This is a genomic window from Caldifermentibacillus hisashii (genome assembly GCF_039654145.1).
In the GTDB taxonomy this organism is placed as follows: domain Bacteria; phylum Bacillota; class Bacilli; order Bacillales; family Caldibacillaceae; genus Caldifermentibacillus; species Caldifermentibacillus hisashii.
In genome coordinates, this window is the sequence record NZ_CP155467.1 from 2891309 (window position 1) to 2916089 (window position 24781).

Annotated in this window: 14 protein-coding genes, 21 tRNA genes and 3 rRNA genes; 4 read left to right on the forward strand and 34 right to left on the reverse strand. The window is 41.2% G+C overall.

Going from position 1 to position 24781, the window contains the following annotated elements:
* Positions 1-2 precede the first annotated feature (2 nt).
* The 9 genes from NSQ14_RS14025 to NSQ14_RS14065 all read right to left on the reverse strand — a co-directional run bounded on the left by NSQ14_RS14025 (position 3) and on the right by NSQ14_RS14065 (position 9598).
* Positions 3-1160, reverse strand: coding sequence for an acyl-CoA dehydrogenase family protein (locus tag NSQ14_RS14025; protein WP_041844764.1), 1158 nt, complete (start codon positions 1158-1160; stop codon positions 3-5).
* A 27-nt stretch (positions 1161-1187) separates the two neighbouring features.
* A complete protein-coding gene (locus NSQ14_RS14030) occupies positions 1188-1985 on the reverse strand; it encodes an enoyl-CoA hydratase/isomerase family protein (RefSeq protein ID WP_041844765.1) in 798 nt (265 codons plus the stop codon).
* Entirely contained in the window at positions 1972-2817 is an 846-nt protein-coding gene (locus NSQ14_RS14035; RefSeq protein WP_034771917.1) for a 3-hydroxyacyl-CoA dehydrogenase, read from the reverse strand. Before NSQ14_RS14035 ends, NSQ14_RS14030 begins: the two co-directional genes overlap by 14 nt.
* Positions 2818-2927: 110 nt before the next feature.
* The gene (locus tag NSQ14_RS14040; protein WP_034771919.1) at positions 2928-3578 is read right to left on the reverse strand and encodes a 3-oxoacid CoA-transferase subunit B; all 651 of its coding nucleotides are present in this window, start codon (positions 3576-3578) and stop codon (positions 2928-2930) included.
* Positions 3556-4251, reverse strand: coding sequence for a CoA transferase subunit A (locus tag NSQ14_RS14045; RefSeq protein WP_034771921.1), 696 nt, complete (start codon positions 4249-4251; stop codon positions 3556-3558). The genes NSQ14_RS14040 and NSQ14_RS14045 overlap by 23 nt, the downstream gene beginning before the upstream one ends.
* A gap of 256 nt (positions 4252-4507) precedes the next feature.
* Positions 4508-5998 carry an aldehyde dehydrogenase family protein gene (locus NSQ14_RS14050; protein ID WP_034771922.1) on the reverse strand — a complete coding sequence of 497 codons (1491 nt, stop codon included), beginning with the start codon at positions 5996-5998 and terminating at the stop codon, positions 4508-4510.
* A gap of 169 nt (positions 5999-6167) precedes the next feature.
* A complete protein-coding gene (locus NSQ14_RS14055; RefSeq protein WP_269919343.1) occupies positions 6168-7340 on the reverse strand; it encodes an aminotransferase class I/II-fold pyridoxal phosphate-dependent enzyme in 1173 nt (390 codons plus the stop codon).
* 100 nt (positions 7341-7440) lie between these two features.
* Positions 7441-8418: an ornithine cyclodeaminase family protein gene (locus tag NSQ14_RS14060; RefSeq protein ID WP_152617962.1), complete on the reverse strand. Its 978-nt coding sequence runs from the start codon at positions 8416-8418 to the stop codon at positions 7441-7443.
* 13 nt (positions 8419-8431) lie between these two features.
* Complete coding sequence (locus NSQ14_RS14065) at positions 8432-9598, reverse strand: NAD(P)/FAD-dependent oxidoreductase (RefSeq protein ID WP_251242371.1); 1167 nt, start codon at positions 9596-9598, stop codon at positions 8432-8434.
* Between the two features lie 157 nt (positions 9599-9755).
* Here NSQ14_RS14065 and NSQ14_RS14070 point away from each other — a divergent pair, with 157 nt between their 5' ends.
* The 3 genes from NSQ14_RS14070 (at position 9756) to NSQ14_RS14080 (ending at position 13822) form a co-directional block, all read left to right on the forward strand.
* Positions 9756-10940 (forward strand): CdaR family transcriptional regulator, encoded by a 1185-nt coding sequence (locus NSQ14_RS14070; RefSeq protein WP_095142317.1) that lies wholly within the window; start codon positions 9756-9758, stop codon positions 10938-10940.
* 431 nt (positions 10941-11371) lie between these two features.
* Positions 11372-11914 carry a flavodoxin family protein gene (locus tag NSQ14_RS14075; protein ID WP_346216503.1) on the forward strand — a complete coding sequence of 181 codons (543 nt, stop codon included), beginning with the start codon at positions 11372-11374 and terminating at the stop codon, positions 11912-11914.
* A gap of 447 nt (positions 11915-12361) precedes the next feature.
* Positions 12362-13822, forward strand: a complete 1461-nt coding sequence (locus NSQ14_RS14080) for a sodium/proline symporter (RefSeq protein ID WP_041844771.1) — start codon at positions 12362-12364, stop codon at positions 13820-13822.
* Positions 13823-14348: 526 nt separating this feature from the next.
* On the opposite strand, the gene NSQ14_RS14085 is transcribed toward NSQ14_RS14080, so the two are convergent.
* From NSQ14_RS14085 to NSQ14_RS14205, 25 genes are all read right to left on the reverse strand, one after another.
* A tRNA-Glu gene (locus tag NSQ14_RS14085) sits at positions 14349-14420 on the reverse strand.
* Positions 14421-14433: 13 nt separating this feature from the next.
* Positions 14434-14521, reverse strand: a tRNA-Ser gene (locus NSQ14_RS14090).
* A gap of 1 nt (position 14522) precedes the next feature.
* Positions 14523-14597, reverse strand: a tRNA-Asn gene (locus NSQ14_RS14095).
* 21 nt (positions 14598-14618) lie between these two features.
* Positions 14619-14692: transfer RNA gene (locus NSQ14_RS14100), tRNA-Ile, on the reverse strand.
* Positions 14693-14699: 7 nt separating this feature from the next.
* Positions 14700-14773: transfer RNA gene (locus NSQ14_RS14105), tRNA-Gly, on the reverse strand.
* A gap of 90 nt (positions 14774-14863) precedes the next feature.
* Positions 14864-14936: transfer RNA gene (locus NSQ14_RS14110), tRNA-His, on the reverse strand.
* Positions 14937-14955: 19 nt separating this feature from the next.
* A tRNA-Phe gene (locus tag NSQ14_RS14115) sits at positions 14956-15031 on the reverse strand.
* A gap of 21 nt (positions 15032-15052) precedes the next feature.
* Positions 15053-15129 (reverse strand) — tRNA-Asp (locus tag NSQ14_RS14120).
* Between the two features lie 4 nt (positions 15130-15133).
* Positions 15134-15207: transfer RNA gene (locus NSQ14_RS14125), tRNA-Met, on the reverse strand.
* A gap of 20 nt (positions 15208-15227) precedes the next feature.
* Positions 15228-15320, reverse strand: a tRNA-Ser gene (locus tag NSQ14_RS14130).
* A gap of 9 nt (positions 15321-15329) precedes the next feature.
* Positions 15330-15406, reverse strand: a tRNA-Ile gene (locus NSQ14_RS14135).
* Between the two features lie 162 nt (positions 15407-15568).
* Positions 15569-15642 (reverse strand) — tRNA-Met (locus NSQ14_RS14140).
* A gap of 25 nt (positions 15643-15667) precedes the next feature.
* Positions 15668-15743, reverse strand: a tRNA-Ala gene (locus NSQ14_RS14145).
* 15 nt (positions 15744-15758) lie between these two features.
* A tRNA-Pro gene (locus tag NSQ14_RS14150) sits at positions 15759-15832 on the reverse strand.
* Positions 15833-15841: 9 nt separating this feature from the next.
* A tRNA-Arg gene (locus NSQ14_RS14155) sits at positions 15842-15915 on the reverse strand.
* 6 nt (positions 15916-15921) lie between these two features.
* Positions 15922-16010: transfer RNA gene (locus NSQ14_RS14160), tRNA-Leu, on the reverse strand.
* A gap of 7 nt (positions 16011-16017) precedes the next feature.
* Positions 16018-16092 (reverse strand) — tRNA-Gly (locus NSQ14_RS14165).
* 15 nt (positions 16093-16107) lie between these two features.
* Positions 16108-16189, reverse strand: a tRNA-Leu gene (locus NSQ14_RS14170).
* Positions 16190-16192: 3 nt separating this feature from the next.
* Positions 16193-16268: transfer RNA gene (locus tag NSQ14_RS14175), tRNA-Lys, on the reverse strand.
* 20 nt (positions 16269-16288) lie between these two features.
* A tRNA-Thr gene (locus NSQ14_RS14180) sits at positions 16289-16364 on the reverse strand.
* 12 nt (positions 16365-16376) lie between these two features.
* Positions 16377-16449, reverse strand: a tRNA-Val gene (locus NSQ14_RS14185).
* A gap of 3 nt (positions 16450-16452) precedes the next feature.
* Positions 16453-16568: ribosomal RNA gene (gene rrf / locus NSQ14_RS14190) — 5S ribosomal RNA — on the reverse strand.
* 379 nt (positions 16569-16947) lie between these two features.
* A 23S ribosomal RNA gene (locus tag NSQ14_RS14195) occupies positions 16948-19884 on the reverse strand.
* A 729-nt stretch (positions 19885-20613) separates the two neighbouring features.
* Positions 20614-22164: ribosomal RNA gene (locus NSQ14_RS14200) — 16S ribosomal RNA — on the reverse strand.
* Together the 16S, 23S and 5S rRNA genes with 21 tRNA genes alongside form the textbook arrangement of a ribosomal RNA operon.
* Before the next feature lie 823 nt (positions 22165-22987).
* The gene (locus NSQ14_RS14205) at positions 22988-23878 is read right to left on the reverse strand and encodes a DMT family transporter (RefSeq protein ID WP_034771949.1); all 891 of its coding nucleotides are present in this window, start codon (positions 23876-23878) and stop codon (positions 22988-22990) included.
* A gap of 127 nt (positions 23879-24005) precedes the next feature.
* Between NSQ14_RS14205 and NSQ14_RS14210 the strand changes: the two genes are divergently transcribed.
* Positions 24006-24707 carry an MgtC/SapB family protein gene (locus tag NSQ14_RS14210; protein WP_081912369.1) on the forward strand — a complete coding sequence of 234 codons (702 nt, stop codon included), beginning with the start codon at positions 24006-24008 and terminating at the stop codon, positions 24705-24707.
* Positions 24708-24781 lie beyond the last annotated feature (74 nt).

A 24781-nucleotide genomic window follows, 5' to 3' on the forward strand; every position in this document is an offset into this window, starting at 1 on the left:
CTTTACCCCCGTCTTCTAAACTCTCTTAATAATTCATTGGCAATGATGTTGCGCTGAATTTCTGAGGTACCTTCATATATTTTTGTGATGCGGGCATCTCTGTAATATCTTTCAATTGGATAATCTTTCATATAGCCGATTCCGCCATGAATTTGTACGGCCAAATCCGCCACTTTATTATAGACTTCCGATCCATACAGTTTTGCAATGGCCGCTTCTTTTACCACCCGTTGTTTTTGGTCAGTCATCCAAGCCACCCGGTACGTCATCGACCTTAACACTTCAATCATCATACTGATTTCCGCTAACATATGTTGAACGGCCTGAATTTCAATAATTGGTTTTCCAAACTGTTTTCGCTCATTTGCATAAGAAAGGCAATATTCCAATAGTTTTTCACAGGAACCGAGGTTTCTTGCAGCAAGACCGGCACGACCGTTTGCCAATATTTTTAATGCATTCACATACCCTTGCCCTTCTTCTCCAAGAACATTTTCGACCGGAACTTCCATATTTTCAAAAAATAACTCTGCTGAATGAGAGCCTCTTAAGCCCATTTTTCTTTCCACATTGCCTAATACAAATCCAGGAAAATCTTTTTCAACAATAAAAGAGGTAATTCCTTTTGCCCCTTTAGCCGGATCAGTGACAGCCATAACCGTAAAAACATGCGCCTCAACTGCATTGGTAATATAATGTTTTGAACCGTTGATAATATATTTATCTCCTTGTTTTACTGCTGTCGTTTTCAGGTTGGCAGCATTTGAGCCTGCTTCCGGTTCAGTTAATGCAAATGCACCGATCCATTCCCCCGATGCCATCTTCGGTAAATATTTCTGCTTTTGTTCCTCTGTCCCGAGCTCAACAATCCCGACAGTACCAATTCCCGTATGGGCACCAATTAATGTTGTGTATCCATTATGTGTTTTTCCCAATTCTTCATAAATTGCACATTTTCCAACCATATCAAGGCCTAAACCGCCGTACTCTTCAGGAATACTAAGGCCAAAAAGCCCCATTTCTTTTGATTGATTAACGATATCTGCAGGAATTTCATCATTTTCTTCAATTTCCATCGCTCTCGGATCTACTATTTCTTTAACAAATTTACGAATATTCTCTCTTAAAAATTCAATTTCTTCAGGTAATTGGAAATCCATGTGTTTTCTCCTCCCGTAAAAAAATATTTATCTATTTTTAAAGTTTGCTTCCCGCTTTTCTATAAATGCTAATGTTCCTTCCTGTTTATCTTCCGTTCCCAATGCAACAGCTTGTGATAATTTTTCTAGCCACAGTGCTGTATCGGTATCAATGTCAAATCCTTTATGAACGGCATATTTGGCAAGTTGAACGGCAATTGGTCCTTTTTTTATCACTTTTTCGGCAATTTCAGCCACTTTTGAATGGAGTTCTTCCTCATGTACATAATAGTTTGCTAAACCTATTCGTTCCGCCTCCTCACCGTCTATTATTCTCCCAGTTAAAATCATGTCGAGGGCACGACTTTTCCCGACTAAACGGGCCAGCCGTTGTGTACCGCCGGCGCCCGGGATAATCCCCAAGTTCAGTTCCGGTAAACCAAATTTCGCCTTATTCGATGCAATCCGGATATCACAAGCCATTGCTAATTCGCATCCCCCGCCCAGTGCATAGCCATTAACAACAGCAATTGTAACTTTTGGGAAATTTTCTATTTTCGAATATAATCCTTGCATTCCGGGGATAAGAGCTTCTAAAGGTTTCCTGGCATGCAATTGCTTTATATCTGCACCGGCGGCAAATGATTTTCCACCTGCACCTTCTATTATTAAAGCTTTTACTTCATCATTTTGTTTTGCCTCATCAAGAGCCGTATCGATTTCAGCGAGCATGTTATTATCCAGTGCGTTACGAACTTCAGGACGATTTATGATAAGCCGGAATATTCCTTTTTCAATTTTAATTTCAATGCACTCATAATGGTTTGATGGTTCAGTTGTATTCATAAAAACCTCTCCCACTCTTTCTTCCTAGTCTTCCCGCTTTTACATATTTTACAAGAATAGGAGAAGGACGATATTTTTCCCCTAATGTTTGATATAAATACTCCATATTTCGAAGGCGTGTGTCTAATCCCACAAGATCGGCTAATTCAAGCGGACCCATCGGATGATTTAAGCCAAGCTTGATGGCTTTGTCGATATCCTTGGCACTGGCTACACCTTCCATCAGCATATTCATTGCTTCATTTCCAACAAGGCAATTCATTCGAGAAGTGACAAATCCGGGAAATTCATTGACCTCAACATATTCTTTTTTTAATTTTGTTGCGACTTCTTTTGCGAATTGAACGGTTTCATCTGATGTTTCTAAACCGCGAACAATTTCAATCAGTTTCATTTTATGGACAGGGTTAAAGAAATGCATGGCAACCACTTTATCCGGTCTTGACGTTTGGGCGCCTATTTCTGTTGGACTCATTGTTGAAGTATTCGTTGCTAAAACAGCATCTGACTTACATAATTTATCAAGTTTTTGAAATACATCCGCCTTTATATCCATTCTTTCTATAACAGCTTCTACAACTAAATCAGCATCCTTTACCGCTGAGGCTAATTCCATATCGTACTGTAGGTTCTCCTTAGCCCGGGCATATTGGACCTCGGACAAAAAACCTTTTTGGAAACTATCGTTAAGCAATTGATTAATATCCGCTTCTGCCTTTTGAAGTGCTTCTAAACGAATATCATTTAAAACCACTTGAAAGTTTGAGATGGCAAATGCATAGGCAATTCCCTTTCCCATGACACCTGCCCCTACAACCGTAACACGTTCCATTGGTAAACCTCCCCGAATATGTATGGAATGAGCTGTTAAGGGCTGATTCCCAAACAATTTTCACTATCAAAAAAACCCTTTATAACTGTGCATGCCGGTAAAATTAGGTTCTAATTTCTTATTAATTCTTGGCTAATTGTAAAATTTGCGCCTGTGATTTTTTGTAATTCTTCTAAACTGATATCGCTTAATATCTCTACAAGCTCCACTCCTTTATTTGAGAACGTAAATACCGCATGCTCTGTTACAAGCATATTAGCTTTTTTTCCACCGCTCGTAGGATATGTAAGCTTTTTTACTAATTTCGGGCTACCGTCTTTAGCCTGATGTGTTGAGGCAAGAATAATTTTTTTCGCTCCGGCAACGAGATCCATTGCTCCGCCGACACCAAGGACGTCTTTTCCCGGTACGGACCAGTTGGCGATTTCACCAAATTCATCCACTTGAAGGATTCCCAGCACTGCAACATCAATATGCCCCCCGCGAATCATCACAAAGGAGTCGGAACTATCGAATAAAGAAGCACCTATTTCCATTGTAATCGGTTTCTTACTTGCGCTGATTAAATCCATATTTACTTGCTGCGGTTCCGGAGTCGGACCCATCCCTAGAAGACCATTTTCTGATTGTAAATAAACCTTTTTATCTCCTAAATAATCCGGAATCAATGTGGGGATACCGACCCCCAGATTAACTATCTCCCCATCGGATAATTCTTGCGCGATTCTTTTGGCAATCTTAATCCGGGCTGATTGACTCAACGTACACACCTCCTACCTTCACATAGTGACTGGCCACCACATAGTCTACATAAACATGTGGCGTGACAATTTCATAAGGTGACAAAGTTCCTGCCTCAACAATTTCATCAACTTCAGCAATAACAATTTTACTTGCTGTTGCCATAACAGGATTAAAATTCCTCGCCGTATATTCGTAGACCAAGTTACCAAGGGTGTCCGCTTTCATTGCCTTTATTAAAGAAACATCTCCTTTGATTGCTTTTTCCAAAATATATTTTTCACCATCAATCTCTTTTACTTCCTTACCTTCACCTATTTTGGTTCCGAGTGCCGTTTTTGTATAAAATCCGCCTATTCCGGCACCACCACATCTAATCGCTTCCGCAAGTGTCCCCTGTGGAATTAACTCAATTTCGAGGTGACCTTCTTTCCATGCTTTTATTGCATCCCTGTTTGTTGTAAAATACGATCCAACCGCTTTTTTCAAACAACCGGAGAGAAGAAGTTTTCCAAGACCTTTTCCCGGCTCTCCCAGATTATTACTGACAACTGTTAAGTTTTTTAAGGATGACGAAGCTATTTCATCAATCAAGGTCAGGGGTGTACCGGACAAGCCAAAACCACCAACAAGTAATGTATCTCCATCCTTTATTAATTTTAAGATATCAGAGCTTTGGATGAACTTTTTCAAAATATCTCCTCCAAACAAAAGATTAACTCGTTGTTTGTCCTCCTTTTTAATTGTTTTTCCAAAATATTTATTTATTGAAAAAATATAAGTAACTTCTGAGGTTATCTTTTAAACGAATGGCAGACATCAAAGGTAACCGGGAACCCCAATTAAAGAAATTGCCCTTGACTAAGGTTTAAGTATTTTTCACCTGACAGTCTGTTGGATTATCCCCTTTATCAAGGGCTTTTTTTATCCTATATTTCCATGATTTTCCTTACTCTACATCAATCTGGGCCCGTTGTAATTTCCCACTATAATCCACATAGACAGCTCTCCATTCGGTAAAGACATCAAGTGCTTGAATACCTGAGTCGCGATGTCCATTCCCTGTTCCTTTTGTCCCTCCGAACGGGAGATGAATTTCCGCACCTGTTGTTCCCGCATTCACATAAACAATACCCGTATCTAGATCACGCTGGGCCCTGAATACTTTGTTTACATCTTGAGTAAAGATTGAACTGGACAAGCCAAATTCCACACAATTATTGACCTCAATAGCCTCTTGAAAACTTTTAACGGGTATTAGCGATACAACCGGACCGAAGATTTCTTCTTGAGCAATTCGCATCGTTCCTTTAACATCTGTAAATATAGTCGGGGCAAAATAGTTTCCTTTTTTCAAATCCCCTTCTATTAGTTCATATCCACCGGTCAGCAATCTTGCTCCTTCTTCTACACCAATCTCAATATACCGTTTAATTTTTTCAATTCCTCGTTTATTAATAATTGGACCGACTTTTACCTCCTCATTTAGCCCGTTACCGACCGTTAAATGTTTAATTTTTGCAAGCAATCTCGCTTCCAATTCAACCTTTACTTTCTCATGAACAATGACTCGGCTGCATGCGGTACAGCGTTGCCCACTCGTCCCGTAAGCACTCCAAATGATTCCATCCGCTGCCAATTCGAGATCCGCATCATCCATGACAATGACCGCATTTTTTCCACCCATTTCCAAAGAAACTTTTTTGAGCTGTCTTCCACATTCAGCAGCAATGTTGCGACCGATTTCATTGGAACCGGTAAAAGAAATGACTTGAATATTCGGGTGGTGTACCATTGCATCCCCAACAGTTGAACCCGAACCGAATACTAAATTCATCACTCCTTTTGGTAAACCGGCTTCTTCTAGAATTTTTGTCAGCTCATAGGCCATCATTGGTGTTTCTGTTGCCGGTTTCCAAACCACTGCATTTCCGGCGACGATTGCCGGAAAAGATTTCCAAGAAGCAATGGCAATCGGAAAATTCCATGGTGTTATAATGCCTATTACACCAACGGGAACCCGCACACTCATCGCAAACTTATCTTTTAATTCCGACGGTGTCGTCTGGCCAAATAGTCTTCTCCCTTCACCGGCCATATAAAATGCCATGTCTATTGCTTCTTGCACTTCTCCTCTTGCTTCTTCCAAGACTTTTCCATTTTCCATAGTTAATAATCGGGCTAATCTTTCTTTTTGCTCCCTTAATAAGGTACCGGTCCGGTAAAGAACTTCTGCACGTTGAGGAGCCGGGACAAGCGCCCATTCCTTTTGTGCCTTCTTTGCTGCTTGAACTGCTTTTTCCACATGTTGTTCACTGGAAAGCGGAACTTTAGCAATTTCTTCTCCGGTTGCAGGATTTATAACCGGTGCGGTATGTTCTGCCTCCATCCATTCTCCGTTAATATAGTTGGCCAATGTTTTTGTATCCATTTGTTTCATAATTGCATTCCTCCCAATTAATCTTTTTTTAAAAAAATCAAAGCAACTTTTTTACCCCACCTTAACGGCGAGTCAAGAACCCAACCTCAGGATTTTCGAGTTTCCAAAGAGATAGGTGGGGGACGAACTTCCCACATGTACCCGATTGGTTCAACTCTTATCTTGGTTTCTAGAAAACTAGTGTTTTAAAACGCCGAATGACCTCATTCAGTTTTTCTTCTTTTACGGATAATGAGATCCTTATATATCCTTCACCCCCATTACCAAAAGCAGATCCGGGTGTGACGATTATTCCTGTTTCTTCAAGTAGTCGATTAACAAAAGATGATGAAGTGTAACCGTCCGGAACTTTTACCCAAAGAAAAATGGAGCCTTTTGGTTTATCAGTTAATAATCCAATCCCATTTAATGCCTGATGAAGTTTTTCCATTCTCTTTTCAAAAATTAAATTGTTTTTCCTGACGATGGTTAAATCACTTCGAAGTGCTGCAGCTGCTGCTTTTTGAATAGGTATAAACTGACTGGTGTCCATGTTGCTTTTTAATGTTGCAAGAGCCTTAATCACCTCTTGGTTACCAACAACATAGCCAATTCGCCAGCCGGTCATATTGAAACTTTTAGATAGTGAACCAAATTCAACCGCATATTCTTTTGCATTCGGAACTTGAAGTATACTTGGTGACTTATATTCACCGAATGTAACAAGGTCATAAGCTGCATCATGCGCAAGTAAAATTTGATTCTCCTTTGCAAATTGAACTGCTTCTTGAAATACCGGTAAATCTACTGTTGCTGCAGTCGGGTTACTCGGGTAATTAAGAAACATTAATTTCGCATCTTTTTTGTCTTGTTCTGTTAAGGACGTATAATCCGGGATGTAACCGTTTTCCTTATTTAGATACAAAGAAATACATTCACCGCCTGCTAAGTATACACCCATGCGATAAACAGGATAACCCGGGTTGGGAATAATCACCTTTTCCCCTGGGTTAATAACGCTTTGAATCAGGTGGACAATTCCTTCTTTTGAACCGATTAATGTTAAAATTTCCGTCTCAGGGTCCAATTTCACACCATAATGCCGGTCATAAAATTCAGCTACGGCTTCACGAAATTCGATACTTCCGTTATAAGGAGAATAACGATGGTTGACTGATTTCCTCGCCTCTTCCACCAAAACATCATAAATAAAATCAGGCGTTGGTAAATCCGGTGCCCCTATTCCTAAATCAATTACATCTACACCAAGTGCCTGTAGTTCTTTTTTCTTTCTTTGAAAATCTGAAAAAACATAAGGCGGTATGGATTGAACCTTTTTGGAGACGAAATTTCTGTTATTCATGGATGCCCTCCTTTCTTTACCAATGATTTAACATACCCCAAAATGTGGTGAATCTGCTTTTGTTTGATGAAAAGTCTAGAGACGAAAAATATTTATTTGATTAAGAGAAACTTAAACGGATCCCTATATTCTTTTTTACCGCTTTTTTATATATAAAATTAGCGACTACGATATCAAACAGCGCCATTCCTGTTGATTTAAAAACAATACTTTTTTCGCGATTAAGAATTATTTTTTCTTTGTTTACGATATAATTTGACATATGGATAATCGAGTCTCTGTGAATCAATTTCTTTTGAAGTGGAATGATAATATCACCGGTTTCTTTTATTGCATCCTCACTATCAACAAAAAGGTGTTCAGCCGTTTTATACAATGCATCGGGGAATTCTTGCATTTCTTTTTGAAAGGACCCAATCCCTATCACAATTTTATTTTTATATAATTCCTGTTTATCAGGAAGAACGGGTTCATAAGAGTTTGTTGCTGTGATAATGATATCCGCTTCTTTTACTGCATCTTCTGCATGTAATACTGTATGAATACGAATATCTGTACCAATCCATTTTTGTAATTCCTTTTTAAACTGCGGAATCTTATCACGGGTTCTGTTAAACAAATAAATATCCGTCATTCGTCTTTCCGTACAAGCGGCTATTGCTTGGTACAGTCCTTGAACCCCTGTTCCGATAATAGCTAATTTAGTTGCTGTCTCCGCGGCTAAATGGCGGATGGCTGAACCGCCAATGGCACCTGTTCGAAATCCCGTTAAAAAAGATCCATCCATAATTGCTTGTATTTCCCCTGTTCTTGGATTATTTAAAATAACTAAACTATGAAGTGTCGGTAATGGTGTGTTTTGAGGAAATACGGTAACAATTTTTGTACCAATCGCTTGATTAATAAAACAGGGCATTAAAAGAAGAGTATTCAAATTGTTTGAGACTTGCATCCGCTGTGGCATCAAAAATTCTTTCTTCTCATATAATTTGTATGCTTCATCAATGGAATCAATGGCATCTTTCATTGTAATAATTTTTTTCATATCGGATTGGTTTAAAAATAGTATTTTCCTCACTCCCTTCAAATGTTTAATAAATTCCTTCTTCTACAATCAGTTCATTTCGCTCAAATCGCTCATAGGACAAGGGGGATAAATCAACCGTCCTATACCTGCCTTCCCTAATTAATTCTGACATTCCTTTACCGATTGCCGGTGCTTGTTGCATACCATGACCGCTGAATCCACAAACTAAATAATATCCGGTTAACTCAGGATGTTCCCCAATAATGGCGTTTTGATCTTTTGTATTGTGGTCATAAAGCCCTGCCCAACCACGAATAATTTTTGCCTGTTCAAAATTGGATACCCTATGACTTAAAATTGGCCATAGCTGTTCTAAAAAAAGTGAACGTGACCAAGTAAAGTCTATTCCCGGTTCCACCTCTTCGGCATAACCAACAATCAATTGCTCTCCCTCGTGGCGAAAATAAACACCTGTTACATCAATTGTTAACGGGAGTTTCTTTTTTAATGGAACTGCAATATCAAATTGTGTAATCTGTCTTTTTAATGGAATGACCGGAATGGGAAGTCCGATTTTTTCACTTAAAGTCGACGCCCAGGCACCTGCCGCATTAATAACAATGGGCGATTTGTAGACAACCCCGTTTTTCAGTCGGACCCCTGAAATCTTATTGCCTTCCGTAAGAATTGTGTCCACTTCTTCGTACACATACTGACCACCCAGTTGTCTTGTTTTACGTGCATATCCTTGTAATACCGAATAAGGGTCTAAATAGCCATCTTCACGACAAAATAGTCCTCCTTCCAAATCATCAATATTTAATTCCGGAATAATCGAAAGCAGTTCTTCTTTTGATAAAAGTTCAGAAGGAGCGCCATTTTCACTCTGAATTTTGTGTTGTATTTTTAAATCATTTATATTTTCCTTATTCCCTAATAGAAGATATCCTCGCTGTTTCAAATCAATTTCCGCTTTTTCATTACCAATTGCCATGTCTTCCGCAAAGGTTAAATATTTTTTTAAACTGTATCTGCTAATTTGTACGTTAATCGCTGTTGTATACAACTGTCTTATTCCACCGGCACTGCGCGGTGTGGATGCATATTGATAAGTCGGATCCTTCTCAAAGATTGTAATTTTCCCTGTGTATCCGTCATTCAGTAAATTATATGCAATGCTTGACCCCATGACCCCTCCACCAATAATTACTATGTCCGATTTTCCCAAAATAGTTCCCCCTCTTAATCTTCTTTTTCTACATTTAAGCGAAAAACAGATAATAATTCTATGGTTAATATGCACAAAATTTTTACTCTTATTTATATTTACATAATGTTTTAATTAATGTTAATATAAATAAAAAACATCTTTATAGGGGGAATACTCGATGGAAGATTTAGTACAGTTTGCACAAAAAGTTATTTCATCGATATCGCAAATTTTACCATTTCCAATTAGTTTAAGTGATAAAGATGGAGTCATCATTGGTTCGACAATCCCGGAACGAATTGGTACTGTGCACCCCCCTTCAAAAGAAGTTTTGAAGAAAAATACTTATGTCGTTTTTGATGAAAATAAAATAAAAAATATGGAAAATGTTTTACCCGGGATTGCTGTACCACTAACTTTTGACAATAAAACAATCGGTGTTTTAGGAATCATTGGTCCACCAAATGAAGTTAAGCCTTATGCTCAATTAATTAAGAAATCTGTTGAGTTGATGTGGCAGGAAACAATTTATAAACAATCAGAAAATTTACGAATGCAAACTTATGAAACTTTTGTTCAATATATTCTGTTTGAAGAAACCCCCGACCCCGTAAAGATTAAAGAATTCTGTCATACGTTTCAAATTCAGGATTATAAAAAACGCTTTTGTATCTTGATCGACATAGGGAATACCGGACTCATTGAGGAGAGAATGAGAAGGGAAAATATAAAAAGACAGTTGCTCGAACATACATGTAAAGCTTTTGAATGTGACACTGATGCGTTATGTGCGTTTTTATATACAGAGAAAATTGTTTTATTAAAACCCCTTTCAAACGAAAAAGATTTTCTTCATGAGTTAAAACAATTTGAAATTCAAGCAAAAAAATTAATTAATACGTTTGAAACGATGAGTATATCTGATATTCGGATTTCAGCAGGTAACTGGCGTAGTCGTTTGGGTGAAGTCAATCACTCTTACCGGGAAGCGGAAAAAATCTTAAGTTTTGGCAAGATCTCCAAGATAAAATCTGGAATCTATAGTTATTATAATTGGGAAAGCTTATTATCAATGTTACCGCATTATTTACATGATCAATTTCAAGATGATGTCTCGATCCGACTGAAACCATTAATGGAGAATACTTCCTTTCCTGAACTCGCCAGAACATTTATCGAATACTGTCATTCCAATATGAATATTAGTAAAGCTGCCAAGAAATTGTTTATTCATCGAAACACGCTCATCTATCGATTGCAAAAGATAGAAGCACTAACATCCTTAGATACAAAATCATTTGGAGATAGTGTTATACTATATTTAGCTATAAGAACTGTGAAATCAAAGCAAAAAAGTAGTTAAGTTAAATCAAAAGGATGTTTATTTAAAGATAACTCGGTGAATGCGAGCATTTAGGCGAAAGCTAAGCCGTAGTCAGCGAAAAAACATTTTCGCTTGCGAGATAATGCTACCGAAGCTTCTCTAGTCACCGAAAAAATATAAAATTTTTTCGGCTGCGCTGTATTCCCGCGAAGCTTTCCTTGTTCACCGAAAAAATATAAAATTTTTTCGGTTGCGATGTATTCCCACGAAGCTTTCCTTGTTCACCGAAAAAATATAAAATTTTTTCGGTTGCGATGTATTCCCACGAAGCTTTCCTTGTTCACCGAAAAAATATAAAATTTTTTCGGTTGCGATGTATTCCCACGAAGCTTTCCTTGTGCTCTTATGCGTTAGGAAAGTAGAATTCGAAAAATTTATACTTTCATTAGCTAAAAATAGGAGGTTACAACATGTCCATTGCTGTTCTATACGGAGGAACAAGAAACCAAGGGAATTCAGAAATATTAACGGAAATTGCTGTGAATCATTTACCTGTCGAACGAATCTATTTAAGAAATTACAATATTCAACCCATTAAAGACGGACGCCATAGTAAAACCGACTTTCAAGAAGTAAATGATGATTATCATACGGTCATTGATCAAATTCTGCCACATGAAATTATTATTTTTTCTACCCCAATATATTGGTACAGTATGTCTGCAACGATGAAGCTATTTATTGATCGGTGGTCACAAACATTCAGAGATGCGGATTATCCCCAGTTTAAAGAGATAATGGCTGACAAGAAGGCATACGTTATTGCCGTTGGAGGCGATTCTCCATCTATAAAAGGTCTCCCACTTATTCAACAGTTTAATTATATTTTTGAATTTATGGGTATTACTTTTTCCGGTTACATAATTGGTGAAGGAAACAAACCGGGAGATATTTTACACGATGAGAATGCAGTACATGCTGCAACTCAATTAAATAAGGTGCTATTGACTTAGTCCCATTGAATAAGTACAGGATTTATCTTTTAGATGAATCCTGTATTTTTTGTATTGTGTTTTTACTGAAAACTTTCGAATTCCACATTTGTCGGTGTTTAGTTTATCCTATTTCTCCAAAATATTATTTAAAGCATCCTTAGGCTTTAATTTCCTGCCAGTTAGTTAATCTGCACAATTAGATTTCTTTGATTTTTCTGATGTGTTAAATTTCCTTCCATTACAAATATAATTTTCCTTCCTTTTTTTTGTGCAATGCAACTATAGACTTTTATCCAAAAATTAATTATAAATTTATTAATCAAGTTAGAATTTTTTTAATTTACTATAATGAAATAATTTTTAATGAAAGGAAGTGATTTAATTAGGAAAAAATTCGTTTGTTTAATAATATTATTAGGTTATGAAAGCGCTTTTATAAAAAATTACCCCTTAAGGAGGAAGTTTATGAACACGATTTTGATTATATTTATTTTGTATTGTATAGGTATTTGTACAATTGGTATCTATTTTAGCAAGAGCATACAAACGAAATCAGATTTTTTATTAGGAGGGAAAAAAATACCAGGTTGGGTCTTGGCGTTTTCAGAAAGAGCAACCGGTGAATCTGCTTGGTTACTCCTGGGTTATACAGGTTTCGTCTTTATGACCGGTTTATCCGGTATATGGGTAGCAATTGGAATTTCGATCGGAATTATTTTTTCATGGGTTTTTTTAGCAAAGCGTTTTATGAAAGAAACTGAAAAATACGATGTCTTAACTCTTAGTGATTATTTGGCGGTTCGCTTTGGACAAAAAGCAAATGTCATTCGCTGGTTAGCAAGTTTGTTAATCGTTGGCTTAATGATTTTTTATATTGGCGCTCAAATGGCTGGGGCAGGTAAGATTCTTTTTACAACTTTCAATTTGCCAATTATTGTTGGTGTTGTATTATCTTGTGCTGTTATTATATTTACATCTTTTTCCGGCGGCTTTATTTCAGTGGTCTGGACAGATATGATTCAAAGCCTAATGATGATTGTTACGTTGGTTGGGCTACCGATTGTTGCATTTACCCATATTGTAGCAAATGACATCTCTGTTACTGATTCACTACTAAGAGCAGGTGATTCCTTTGATGCTTGGTTTGGAGGTTTATCCGGATTTGCCATAGGTGTTCTCTTTTTTAATAATTTCTCTTGGTTTTTCGGCTTTTTAGGTGGACAGCCACAATTAAGTGCCCGTTTTATGGCATTAAAAAATGAAAAAGAAGCCAATCAAGGAACGATTGTAGCAACCGTATGGACAATTTTAGCGTATGTTGGTGCTTTTTCCATCGGGATCGCAGGAATTGCTCTTTATAATCAAGGGTCATTTTCAGATGTTGAAACCATGATGCCAACAATGGTTTTGGAGTTAATGCCACCTTGGATAGCAGGAATAATTCTTGCCGGGGTTTTAGCTGCTATAAACTCAACTGCAAACTCACAAATTATGGTTATCACAAGTTCCATCACTGAAGATATTGTCCACAAAACTTTAAAACTTCGATTAACAGAAAAGCAACTAATTCTTTTATCTCGTATTTCCATTATTATTATCGCTTTAGTCGGTATGGTAATTGCTCTTGTCTCGGATTCTTTAGTGTACCTAGTCGTCAGCTGGGCTTGGGCAGGGATTGGTTGTACGTTGTCTCCTGCCATTCTTATGACATTTTTTTGGAAACGTTATTCAAGTATTGGAGTAATTGCAACAATTATTTCAGGATTTGTTTCAACTGTTTTATGGATTAGTACGCCTCTAGAAAGCATCATTACTTCCCGTTTTACAACATTTTTCATTGCAGCATTTTTCGGAATCGTGTTCAGTCTCGTTTTCCCAGATAAAAATAGGATAGATAAGGATGCTGATACAGAGGTTGTTGTGTAATAAGATGTTCAGCACGTCGCATCGCTTCATAGTAGTTTACAGTATGGAAGATTACTCATAAAATCACTCAAGTAGTCTTGCCTCACCTTGTTTGTTTTTCCTTCGTGCCATTCAAATTCGAGGAAGATTATTCAGTGTCCTTGGAAACCTAAAAGTACAACTTCTAAATTTTTATTGCTAAAAGAATAGATTCGGTTGATTTTTAGTTTCGGTAGCGGATGCGCACCTTAGGGCAGGACTTGAGCCGCCTCAATGCTCGCTTCCTCACGCCTGCTTAGTTTGGCTCGTGTGACTGTCGCTATCGCTTTCGTTACAAAAGCTTTTTCGCTGCCGCCTATGCTTTTGTCGAATATGTGTGCTGTTCCCGCAGGCAACTAGTATTAATAGTTGAATTTTTATCAAAAAGGCGGACCCATTAAACATGGTGTACGCCGGTTTTTAGTATAGTTAACTGAAGTCACAAGTGTTCAGGGCTTTCCAATAAAGTAAAAACCACACATAACTTATATGTGTGGTTTTTACTTTATGACCCCTACGGGATTCGAACCCGTGTTACCGCCGTGAAAGGGCGGTGTCTTAACCGCTTGACCAAGGGGCCTACAAAATTAGAATGGAGAAGGCGGGATTCGAACCCGCGCACCGGTAACCCGATCTAACGGTTTAGCAAACCGTCCTCTTCAGCCACTTGAGTACTTCTCCATGGCTCCGCAGGTAGGATTCGAACCTACGACCGATCGGTTAACAGCCGATTGCTCTACCACTGAGCTACTGCGGAATAATTATAATACTTGTAAAATGGGCCTGAATGGACTTGAACCATCGACCTCACGCTTATCAGGCGTGCGCTCTAACCAGCTGAGCTACAGGCCCATAAATATGGAGCGGGTGATGGGAATCGAACCCACGACAACAGCTTGGAAGGCTGTGGTTTTACCACTAAACTACACCCGCATTATTTAATTTTATTGTTGAGACTGGACAGCTTTCCGTCATGTCTCCTCCTCTACCAACCCATTCCGAAAAGCTACAAATATAAGATAGGGCGACTAGTGGGAATCGAACCCACGAATGTCGGAGCCACAATCCGATGCGTTAACCACTTCGCCATAGCCGCCATAATAGTTGGCTCAAAGTGGTGGCTCGGGACGGAATCGAACCGCCGACACAAGGATTTTCAGTCCTTTGCTCTACCGACTGAGCTACCGAGCCATAATAGTTAATGTTATGGTATGGCGGTCCGGACGGGACTCGAACCCGCGACCTCCTGCGTGACAGGCAGGCATTCTAACCAGCTGAACTACCGGACCAATATTGCGGGGGTAGGATTTGAACCTACGACCTTCGGGTTATGAGCCCGACGAGCTACCAGACTGCTCCACCCCGCGATAATAAAATTATTAATATATGGCGGAGGAAGAGGGATTCGAACCCCCGCGCGGTGTAACCCGCCTGTCGGTTTTCAAGACCGATCCCTTCAGCCAGACTTGGGTATTCCTCCAAACAAATATGGTGGACCTTGTAGGACTCGAACCTACGACCGGACGGTTATGAGCCGTCTGCTCTAACCAGCTGAGCTAAAGGTCCATTGATACGTTTTAAAAAATTTTCCATTTTCAATAACTAAAATTTATTCGTACCCATACCAAAAAACTTATGGGTATAATAAGAGATTTAGTCAAAGACGCTTTGCACTAACCAGCTAAAACTAAAGGTCAATTTTATTATTTACTTTAAAACATAAAATAATAGCGGCGGAGGGGATCGAACCCCCGACCTCACGGGTATGAACCGTACGCTCTAGCCAGCTGAGCTACGCCGCCATATTAAATTATTATAAATAATAAATGGTGGAGCCTAGCGGGATCGAACCGCTGACCTCCTGCGTGCAAAGCAGGCGCTCTCCCAGCTGAGCTAAGGCCCCATCATATTTTTGCTATCGGGAAGACAGGATTCGAACCTGCGACCCCATGGTCCCAAACCATGTGCTCTACCAAGCTGAGCTACTTCCCGTATTAAAAACGCGCCCGATAGGAGTCGAACCCATAACCTTCTGATCCGTAGTCAGACGCTCTATCCAATTGAGCTACGGGCGCATTTAATGGTGCCGAGGACCGGAATCGAACCGGTACGGTAGTCACCTACCGCAGGATTTTAAGTCCTGTGCGTCTGCCAGTTCCGCCACCCCGGCGTTATTCTGGAGCGGAAGACGGGATTCGAACCCGCGACCCCCACCTTGGCAAGGTGGTGTTCTACCACTGAACTACTTCCGCATAAATTAATAGACATGCGGGTGAAGGGAGTCGAACCCCCACGCCTTACGGCGCCAGATCCTAAGTCTGGTGCGTCTGCCAATTCCGCCACACCCGCAAATGGTGAGCCATGGAGGATTCGAACCTCCGACCCTCTGATTAAAAGTCAGATGCTCTACCGACTGAGCTAATGGCTCATTTCTAAAACTTGTCCATATGGTGCCGGCCAGAGGACTTGAACCCCCAACCTACTGATTACAAGTCAGTTGCTCTACCAATTGAGCTAGGCCGGCATAATATTATAATGGAGGTTGACGGGATCGAACCGCCGACCCCTTGCTTGTAAGGCAAGTGCTCTCCCAGCTGAGCTAAACCTCCAATGCCTGGCAACGTCCTACTCTCGCAAAGGCAAAGCCTTCACTACCATCGGCGCTGAGAAGCTTAACTTCCGTGTTCGGGATGGGAACGGGTGTAACCTTCTCGCCATTATTACCAGACCATAAGTAAAACAACAATATGTATTATAATATGTTCTTTATCATTTTGCAAGAGAATTTTTCATTCTCTCAAAACTAGATAACGTAAGGCAATTTTCCGAGTAACGTTCTTATCTGTCTTGCTTCGGCTCCTAGCGACTAGCGCCACTTCACACTCACTCACTACGATAAGTCAACATCGGCTCATTACTTCGCCGTGTTTCCTTTTCCTCGAAAATGCATTCGCATTTTCTTCGTGCGATGCAAATTCAGAGAAGTAACTCTGCTCTCATTTCTGAGTGCTCCAGTGCGTACGTCGCTGAGCATAAGGAATGCTTCGTCAGCATTACCTCGCAAAGTAAAATCTGTGATTTTACTTGAGTCGCCTCAGCATTTCTAATAGGTTAAGTCCTCGAACGATTAGTATCCGTCAGCTCCACACGTCACCGTGCTTCCACCTCGGACCTATCAACCTTGTCATCTTCAAGGGTTCTTACTTCCATAAAGGAATGGGAAATTTCATCTCGAGGGGGGCTTCATGCTTAGATGCTTTCAGCACTTATCCCTTCCGCACATAGCTACCCAGCGATGCCTTTGGCAAGACAACTGGTACACCAGCGGTGCGTCCATCCCGGTCCTCTCGTACTAAGGACAGCTCCTCTCAAATTTCCTGCGCCCACGACGGATAGGGACCGAACTGTCTCACGACGTTCTGAACCCAGCTCGCGTACCGCTTTAATGGGCGAACAGCCCAACCCTTGGGACCGACTACAGCCCCAGGATGCGATGAGCCGACATCGAGGTGCCAAACCTCCCCGTCGATGTGGACTCTTGGGGGAGATAAGCCTGTTATCCCCGGGGTAGCTTTTATCCGTTGAGCGATGGCCCTTCCATGCGGAACCACCGGATCACTAAGCCCGACTTTCGTCCCTGCTCGACTTGTAGGTCTCGCAGTCAAGCTCCCTTGTGCCTTTACACTCTGCGAATGATTTCCAACCATTCTGAGGGAACCTTTGGGCGCCTCCGTTACCTTTTAGGAGGCGACCGCCCCAGTCAAACTGCCCACCTGACACTGTCTCCCAAGCCGCTAAGGCTTGCGGGTTAGAATTTCAATACAGCCAGGGTAGTATCCCAAGGTCGCCTCCATGGAAGCTGGCGCTCCCACTTCTCCGGCTCCTACCTATCCTGTACAAGCTATACCAAAATTCAATATCAGGCTACAGTAAAGCTCCACGGGGTCTTTCCGTCCTGTCGCGGGTAACCTGCATCTTCACAGGTACTATAATTTCACCGAGTCTCTCGTTGAGACAGTGCCCAGATCGTTACGCCTTTCGTGCGGGTCGGAACTTACCCGACAAGGAATTTCGCTACCTTAGGACCGTTATAGTTACGGCCGCCGTTTACTGGGGCTTCAATTCGAAGCTTCGCTTCAAGCTAACCTCTCCTCTTAACCTTCCAGCACCGGGCAGGCGTCAGCCCCTATACTTCGCCTTTTCGGCTTTGCAGAGACCTGTGTTTTTGCTAAACAGTCGCCTGGGCCTATTCACTGCGGCTCTCGCGGGCTTACACCCACAAGAGCACCCCTTCTCCCGAAGTTACGGGGTCATTTTGCCGAGTTCCTTAACGAGAGTTCTCTCGCTCACCTTAGGATTCTCTCCTCGCCTACCTGTGTCGGTTTGCGGTACGGGCACCCGGATTCTCGCTAGAAGCTTTTCTTGGCAGTGTGAAATCAGGAACTTCGGTACTTAAATTTCCCTCGCCAATCACAACTTGAGGTTATGGTCATAAGGATTTGCCTCACGACCCCTCTTATTGCTTGGACGCGGACGACCAGCGCCGCGCTTACCCTATCCTCCTGCGTCACTCCATCACTCAAACGAATCCATAGGTGGTACAGGAATATCAACCTGTTGTCCATCGCCTACGCCTTTCGGCCTCAGCTTAGGTCCCGACTAACCCTGAGCGGACGAGCCTTCCTCAGGAAACCTTAGGCATTCGGTGGATGGGATTCTCACCCATCTTTCGCTACTCATACCGGCATTCTCACTTCTAAACGCTCCACCAGTCCTCTCGGTCTAGCTTCTACGCATTTAGAACGCTCTCCTACCATAGACTCTAACAGAGTCTATCCGCAGTTTCGGTGATACGTTTAGCCCCGGTACATTTTCGGCGCAGAGTCACTCGACCAGTGAGCTATTACGCACTCTTTAAATGGTGGCTGCTTCTAAGCCAACATCCTGGTTGTCTATGCAACTCCACATCCTTTTCCACTTAACGTATACTTTGGGACCTTAACTGGCGGTCTGGGCTGTTTCCCTTTTGACCACGGATCTTAGCACTCGTAGTCTGACTCCCAAGCATAAGTATTTGGCATTCGGAGTTTATCTGAATTCGGTAACCCGATGAGAGCCCCTAGTCCAAACAGTGCTCTACCTCCAATACTCTTATCTTGAGGCTAGCCCTAAAGCTATTTCGGAGAGAACCAGCTATCTCCAAGTTCGATTGGAATTTCTCCGCTACCCACACCTCATCCCCGCACTTTTCAACGTGCGTGGGTCCGGGCCTCCAGTAAGTGTTACCTTACCTTCACCCTGGACATGGGTAGATCACCTGGTTTCGGGTCTACGACCCTATACTTATTCGCCCTATTCAGACTCGCTTTCGCTACGGCTCCAGTTTCCACTTTAACCTTGCATAGGATCGTAACTCGCCGGTTCATTCTACAAAAGGCACGCCATCACACATAATTGTGCTCTGACTACTTGTAAGCACACGGTTTCAGGTACTCTTTCACTCCCCTTCCGGGGTACTTTTCACCTTTCCCTCACGGTACTGGTTCACTATCGGTCACTAGGGAGTATTTAGCCTTGGGAGATGGTCCTCCCAGCTTCCGACGGAATTTCACGTGTTCCGCCGTACTCAGGATCCACTCAGGAGAGAACGAGAGTTTCAATTACAGGGTTGTTACCTTCTCTGACGGACCTTTCCAGATCGCTTCATCTACTCCGTTCTTTTATCACTCCGTATTGAGTGTCCTACAACCCCAAGAGGCAAGCCTCTTGGTTTGGGCTCTTCCCGTTTCGCTCGCCGCTACTCAGGGAATCGAAATTTCTTTCTCTTCCTCCAGGTACTTAGATGTTTCAGTTCCCTGGGTGTGCCTTCCTTACCCTATGAATTCAGATAAGGATCCTCTTCCATTACGAAGAGGGGGTTTCCCCATTCGGAAATCTCCGGATCAAAGCTTACTTACAGCTCCCCGAAGCATATCGGTGTTAGTCCCGTCCTTCATCGGCTCCTAGTGCCAAGGCATCCACCGTGCGCCCTTTCTAACTTAACCTTCGACGAATGATAAGCGGCGGATTTCTTCGTCGACTTCCCTTTCTCCACTGCTCATGTACCCTTTAAACGTACATTCCGCTGTTCGAAAGCTCGTCTCCTCGAACTCCTTGCTTCTAATTCGTCTCTTCTGATGAATAAGCTTCGAATGACTTCGTTAGCTTTAAATCCATCTTTTTGATTAAAAAGATTTTGTTACTTCCATGATGAGCGATCATCATTTCCGTAAACATTTTTACTCGGTTTATTTGTCTAGCTTCGGCTTCTAGCGACTAGCAAACTTCACCCGCCTCCACTACGATAAGTCAACATCGACTCGTTACCTCGTCGTGTTTCCTTTATCTCATTGCGGCGTGTTCCAGTTTGTACGTCGCTGAGCAGTCGCCTCAGCTTTTCTTTTCGCCTTACATTGTTATCTAGTTTTCAAAGAACGAATAATGATTGAGAGTATTGAACCCTCAAAACTGACAAGACAAAGACGTTTGTCACACGTTTACGTGTGTTCCATAAATTGTCTAGCTTCGGCTCCTAGCGACTAGCGAGACTTCCTTCATCCTCCGTACGATAAGTCAACATCAATTCGGCTAACGCCTCATTGTGTTTCCTTTATCTCCTGCGGATTCAGTCCAGTCCGTACGTCGCTGGGCATAAGGAATGCTTCGTCAGCATTACCTCGCAAAGTAAAATCTGTGATTTTACTTGAGTCGCCTCAGCCTTTCGTTTTCCTTAGAAAGGAGGTGATCCAGCCGCACCTTCCGATACGGCTACCTTGTTACGACTTCACCCCAATCATCTGTCCCACCTTCGGCGGCTGGCTCCTTACGGTTACCTCACCGACTTCGGGTGTTACAAACTCTCGTGGTGTGACGGGCGGTGTGTACAAGGCCCGGGAACGTATTCACCGCGGCATGCTGATCCGCGATTACTAGCGATTCCGGCTTCATGCAGGCGAGTTGCAGCCTGCAATCCGAACTGAGAATGGTTTTCTGGGATTCGCTTATGCGTCGCCGCTTCGCTGCCCTTTGTACCATCCATTGTAGCACGTGTGTAGCCCAGGTCATAAGGGGCATGATGATTTGACGTCATCCCCACCTTCCTCCGACTTGTCGCCGGCAGTCGCTCTAGAGTGCCCAACTGAATGCTGGCAACTAGAACCAAGGGTTGCGCTCGTTGCGGGACTTAACCCAACATCTCACGACACGAGCTGACGACAACCATGCACCACCTGTCATCCTGTCCCCGAAGGGAAGACCCTGTCTCCAGGGCGGTCAGGAGATGTCAAGACCTGGTAAGGTTCTTCGCGTTGCTTCGAATTAAACCACATGCTCCACCGCTTGTGCGGGCCCCCGTCAATTCCTTTGAGTTTCAGTCTTGCGACCGTACTCCCCAGGCGGAGTGCTTAATGCGTTAGCTGCAGCACTGAAAGGCGGAAACCCTCCAACACTTAGCACTCATCGTTTACGGCGTGGACTACCAGGGTATCTAATCCTGTTTGCTCCCCACGCTTTCGCGCCTCAGCGTCAGTTACAGACCAGAAAGCCGCCTTCGCCACTGGTGTTCCTCCACATCTCTACGCATTTCACCGCTACACGTGGAATTCCGCTTTCCTCTTCTGCACTCAAGTCCCCCAGTTTCCAATGACCGCTTGCGGTTGAGCCGCAAGATTTCACATCAGACTTAAAGGACCGCCTGCGCGCGCTTTACGCCCAATAAATCCGGACAACGCTTGCCACCTACGTATTACCGCGGCTGCTGGCACGTAGTTAGCCGTGGCTTTCTCGTCAGGTACCGTCAAGGTACCGGCATTTCCTCCGATACTTGTTCTTCCCTAACAACAGAGCTTTACGATCCGAAGACCTTCTTCGCTCACGCGGCGTTGCTCCGTCAGACTTTCGTCCATTGCGGAAGATTCCCTACTGCTGCCTCCCGTAGGAGTCTGGGCCGTGTCTCAGTCCCAGTGTGGCCGATCACCCTCTCAGGTCGGCTACGCATCGTCGCCTTGGTGAGCCGTTACCTCACCAACTAGCTAATGCGCCGCGGGCCCATCTGTAAGTGATGGCAATAGCCATCTTTCCTTATCTCTCCAGGCGGAAAGATAATCTATCCGGTATTAGCACCGGTTTCCCGGAGTTATCCCGGTCTTACAGGCAGGTTACCCACGTGTTACTCACCCGTCCGCCGCTAACCAACAAAAAGCAAGCTTCTTATTGGTTCGCTCGACTTGCATGTATTAGGCACGCCGCCAGCGTTCGTCCTGAGCCAGGATCAAACTCTCCAAAAAAGAGTTGATTGCTCAAAATTAAAACTGACTTAAATGGTTTATTAAAACGCTTTGTCTTGTTCAGTTTTCAAGGTTCAAAACCAAAATCGACTTACTTATTCTAACCAATTTTCTTCAATTTGTCAACTGCTTTTTTACAAAAGCAAAAAGATTAGAAAAGCAACTTTTAAGATACTAACAAAAAAACTTTTGTAAGCCGACATTCTAAAGTGACTCATCTATATTATCATCACTCAATCCGAAAGTCAATTGATTTTGAAATCAACTACTTTCTTAACGACAAGATTTATTATATCACCGGCAAATCTATATGTCAATAAATTATTCTAAAATTATTTTTTAGAGTTAATGTTAGTGTTAGAATTAACCTAGAATTATTTTGAAATTACTTTTTTACTCTTAAAGTAGTTTACTTCCTTGCCTGACATAATCCTATTATAAATGAAAGTCTCAGCATACACTAAAATCTAATCTTTTTTTTACGAATTAGATACGATATATTCCTTCCATTGCAATTTGTCACATTATAGACGTTCATTTTTACAATTACCTTCAAAATTTATTGGTGAGCTTAAATCTCTCTTACATTAAATAAGAAGGATTCCAAAGATGACCACTTGTGTTTTTCGAAAACCACAAATTCTTTATTGGCAAAATCGAATATTGGAGGTTTCTGCTTCCATAATCCTTTCAAATACATGATAGTCACCCATGTATCGCCAGGCTGCACCATAGAGGATGAAAATGGTTTTTTCATGGTTGTAAAAATTTTTCGTGCTTTCAATTTGCTTCAATCAGTAAAAGGGCTAAGTAAGAGCATTATTTACATTTGGTTACTTTTACTTTTAGCAGAGCCTAATGAAAAAATGATTAATCCACTTATCACAATGAATCCACCTACCCATTGTGTCCAGATAAGTTTTTCACCAATTAGTATATAAGCCAGTATGGCCGCTCCAACCGGTTCAAATAAAATAGCCATCGATATAATATTCGTACTTACCCATTTTAGTGCTAAGTTGAATAATGAATGACCAAGCAAATTTGGAAATATCGCCAATAACAAAAAATAAATCCAATCTGTTGTTGGATATGGGTAGAGCGGTTCTTTCTTTATCATTACATATAGTAAAAGTGCTACAGTGCTCATAAAATAAACAACAAATGTATAGGATACCACAGAAATTCTTTTTCGAACCGCTTGACCAATTAACAAATAGGCAGTGATCAATGCACAGGCTATAAGTGCCAATATGTCACCAATCAATGCTTTTTCATTTAAATAAAAATCTCCCCAACTAATCATAACACTTCCAGAAATTGCGACAACAGCACTAAAAATTGTTTTTACTGATATTGGTTCTTTAAAAAGCAAATACGTTCCAAAAAACGAAAATAATGGTTGTAATGTTACTAATACAGTAGAACTCGCAACTGAAGTATAGTCCAAAGATTCAAACCAAAGGATGAAATGAAACGCAAGAAAAACACCGGCTATGGTTGATAATATGTAGTCCTTTTTTGTCATATTTCTTAGCTCTTTAACGTATTTTATAAGATATATTGGCAACATTATTAGCACGGTGAAAAACAATCGATAAAACGCAATAACACCTGAAGGGGCTGTTGAAAATTTAACAAAAATGGCCGACGTTGATACGGATAATACTCCAATAATGACAAATATATATGGGTTTACTTTTGGTTTTTCCATACTTGTTCTCCCTATTTTCTTCATAATTATGTTTTATTTATTACTTTCATATAAATTGTTTCGTATAATAGCATTATATAGTATAGATGATAATAAAAAAATTACTAGATTGTAAGAAGGGATAAGATTGCTCGAATATATTCATTGGGAAGTATTGGTGAAATTAGGAGTTACAGCTATTCTTGGATTAATCATTGGTTTAGAGCGAGAGATTAAACGGAAACCAATTGGCTTAAAAACATCACTAGTCATTTCGATTGTTTCCTGTTTATTAACCATTGTGTCGATTGAATCTGCCTATCGGGCTACTAGTGCACAACAGGGAGTTAACATAACAATGGATCCGCTCAGACTGGCTGCACAAATTGTATCCGGGATCGGTTTTTTAGGAGCTGGTGCGATTTTAAGAAGGGGAAATGACAGTATATCCGGATTAACGACTGCGGCCATCATATGGGGAGCTGCCGGAATAGGAATTGCCGTTGGAGCCGGATTTTATTTTGAAGCGATTGCTGGTGTTGTTTTCATTATGATTAGTGTTGAATTAATTCCTTCCATTATGACTTGGATCGGACCGAAGCAGTTAAGGGAAAAAGAAATGAAGTTAGATATCATTGTTCATGAAAATAAATATGTTAAAACCATCATTGATACCATTCAAAATAAAAAAATTTCTGTTTATCATATCCGTATTCGGGATTTAAAAGATGGCGGGCATTTGATTCAATTGAATATTGGAGTTAACTACAAATTGAAACTAACGAATTTATATGAACTGATCTCCAATATGGAAGGCGTTAAACAAGTGGAAATTGAAAGTCTTCACTAAAAAATTCTTTACTCGATAAGTTGCACCATGGTATAAAAGATTTTTCACATGTCCCGAGTCAAAAAAATGGGAGT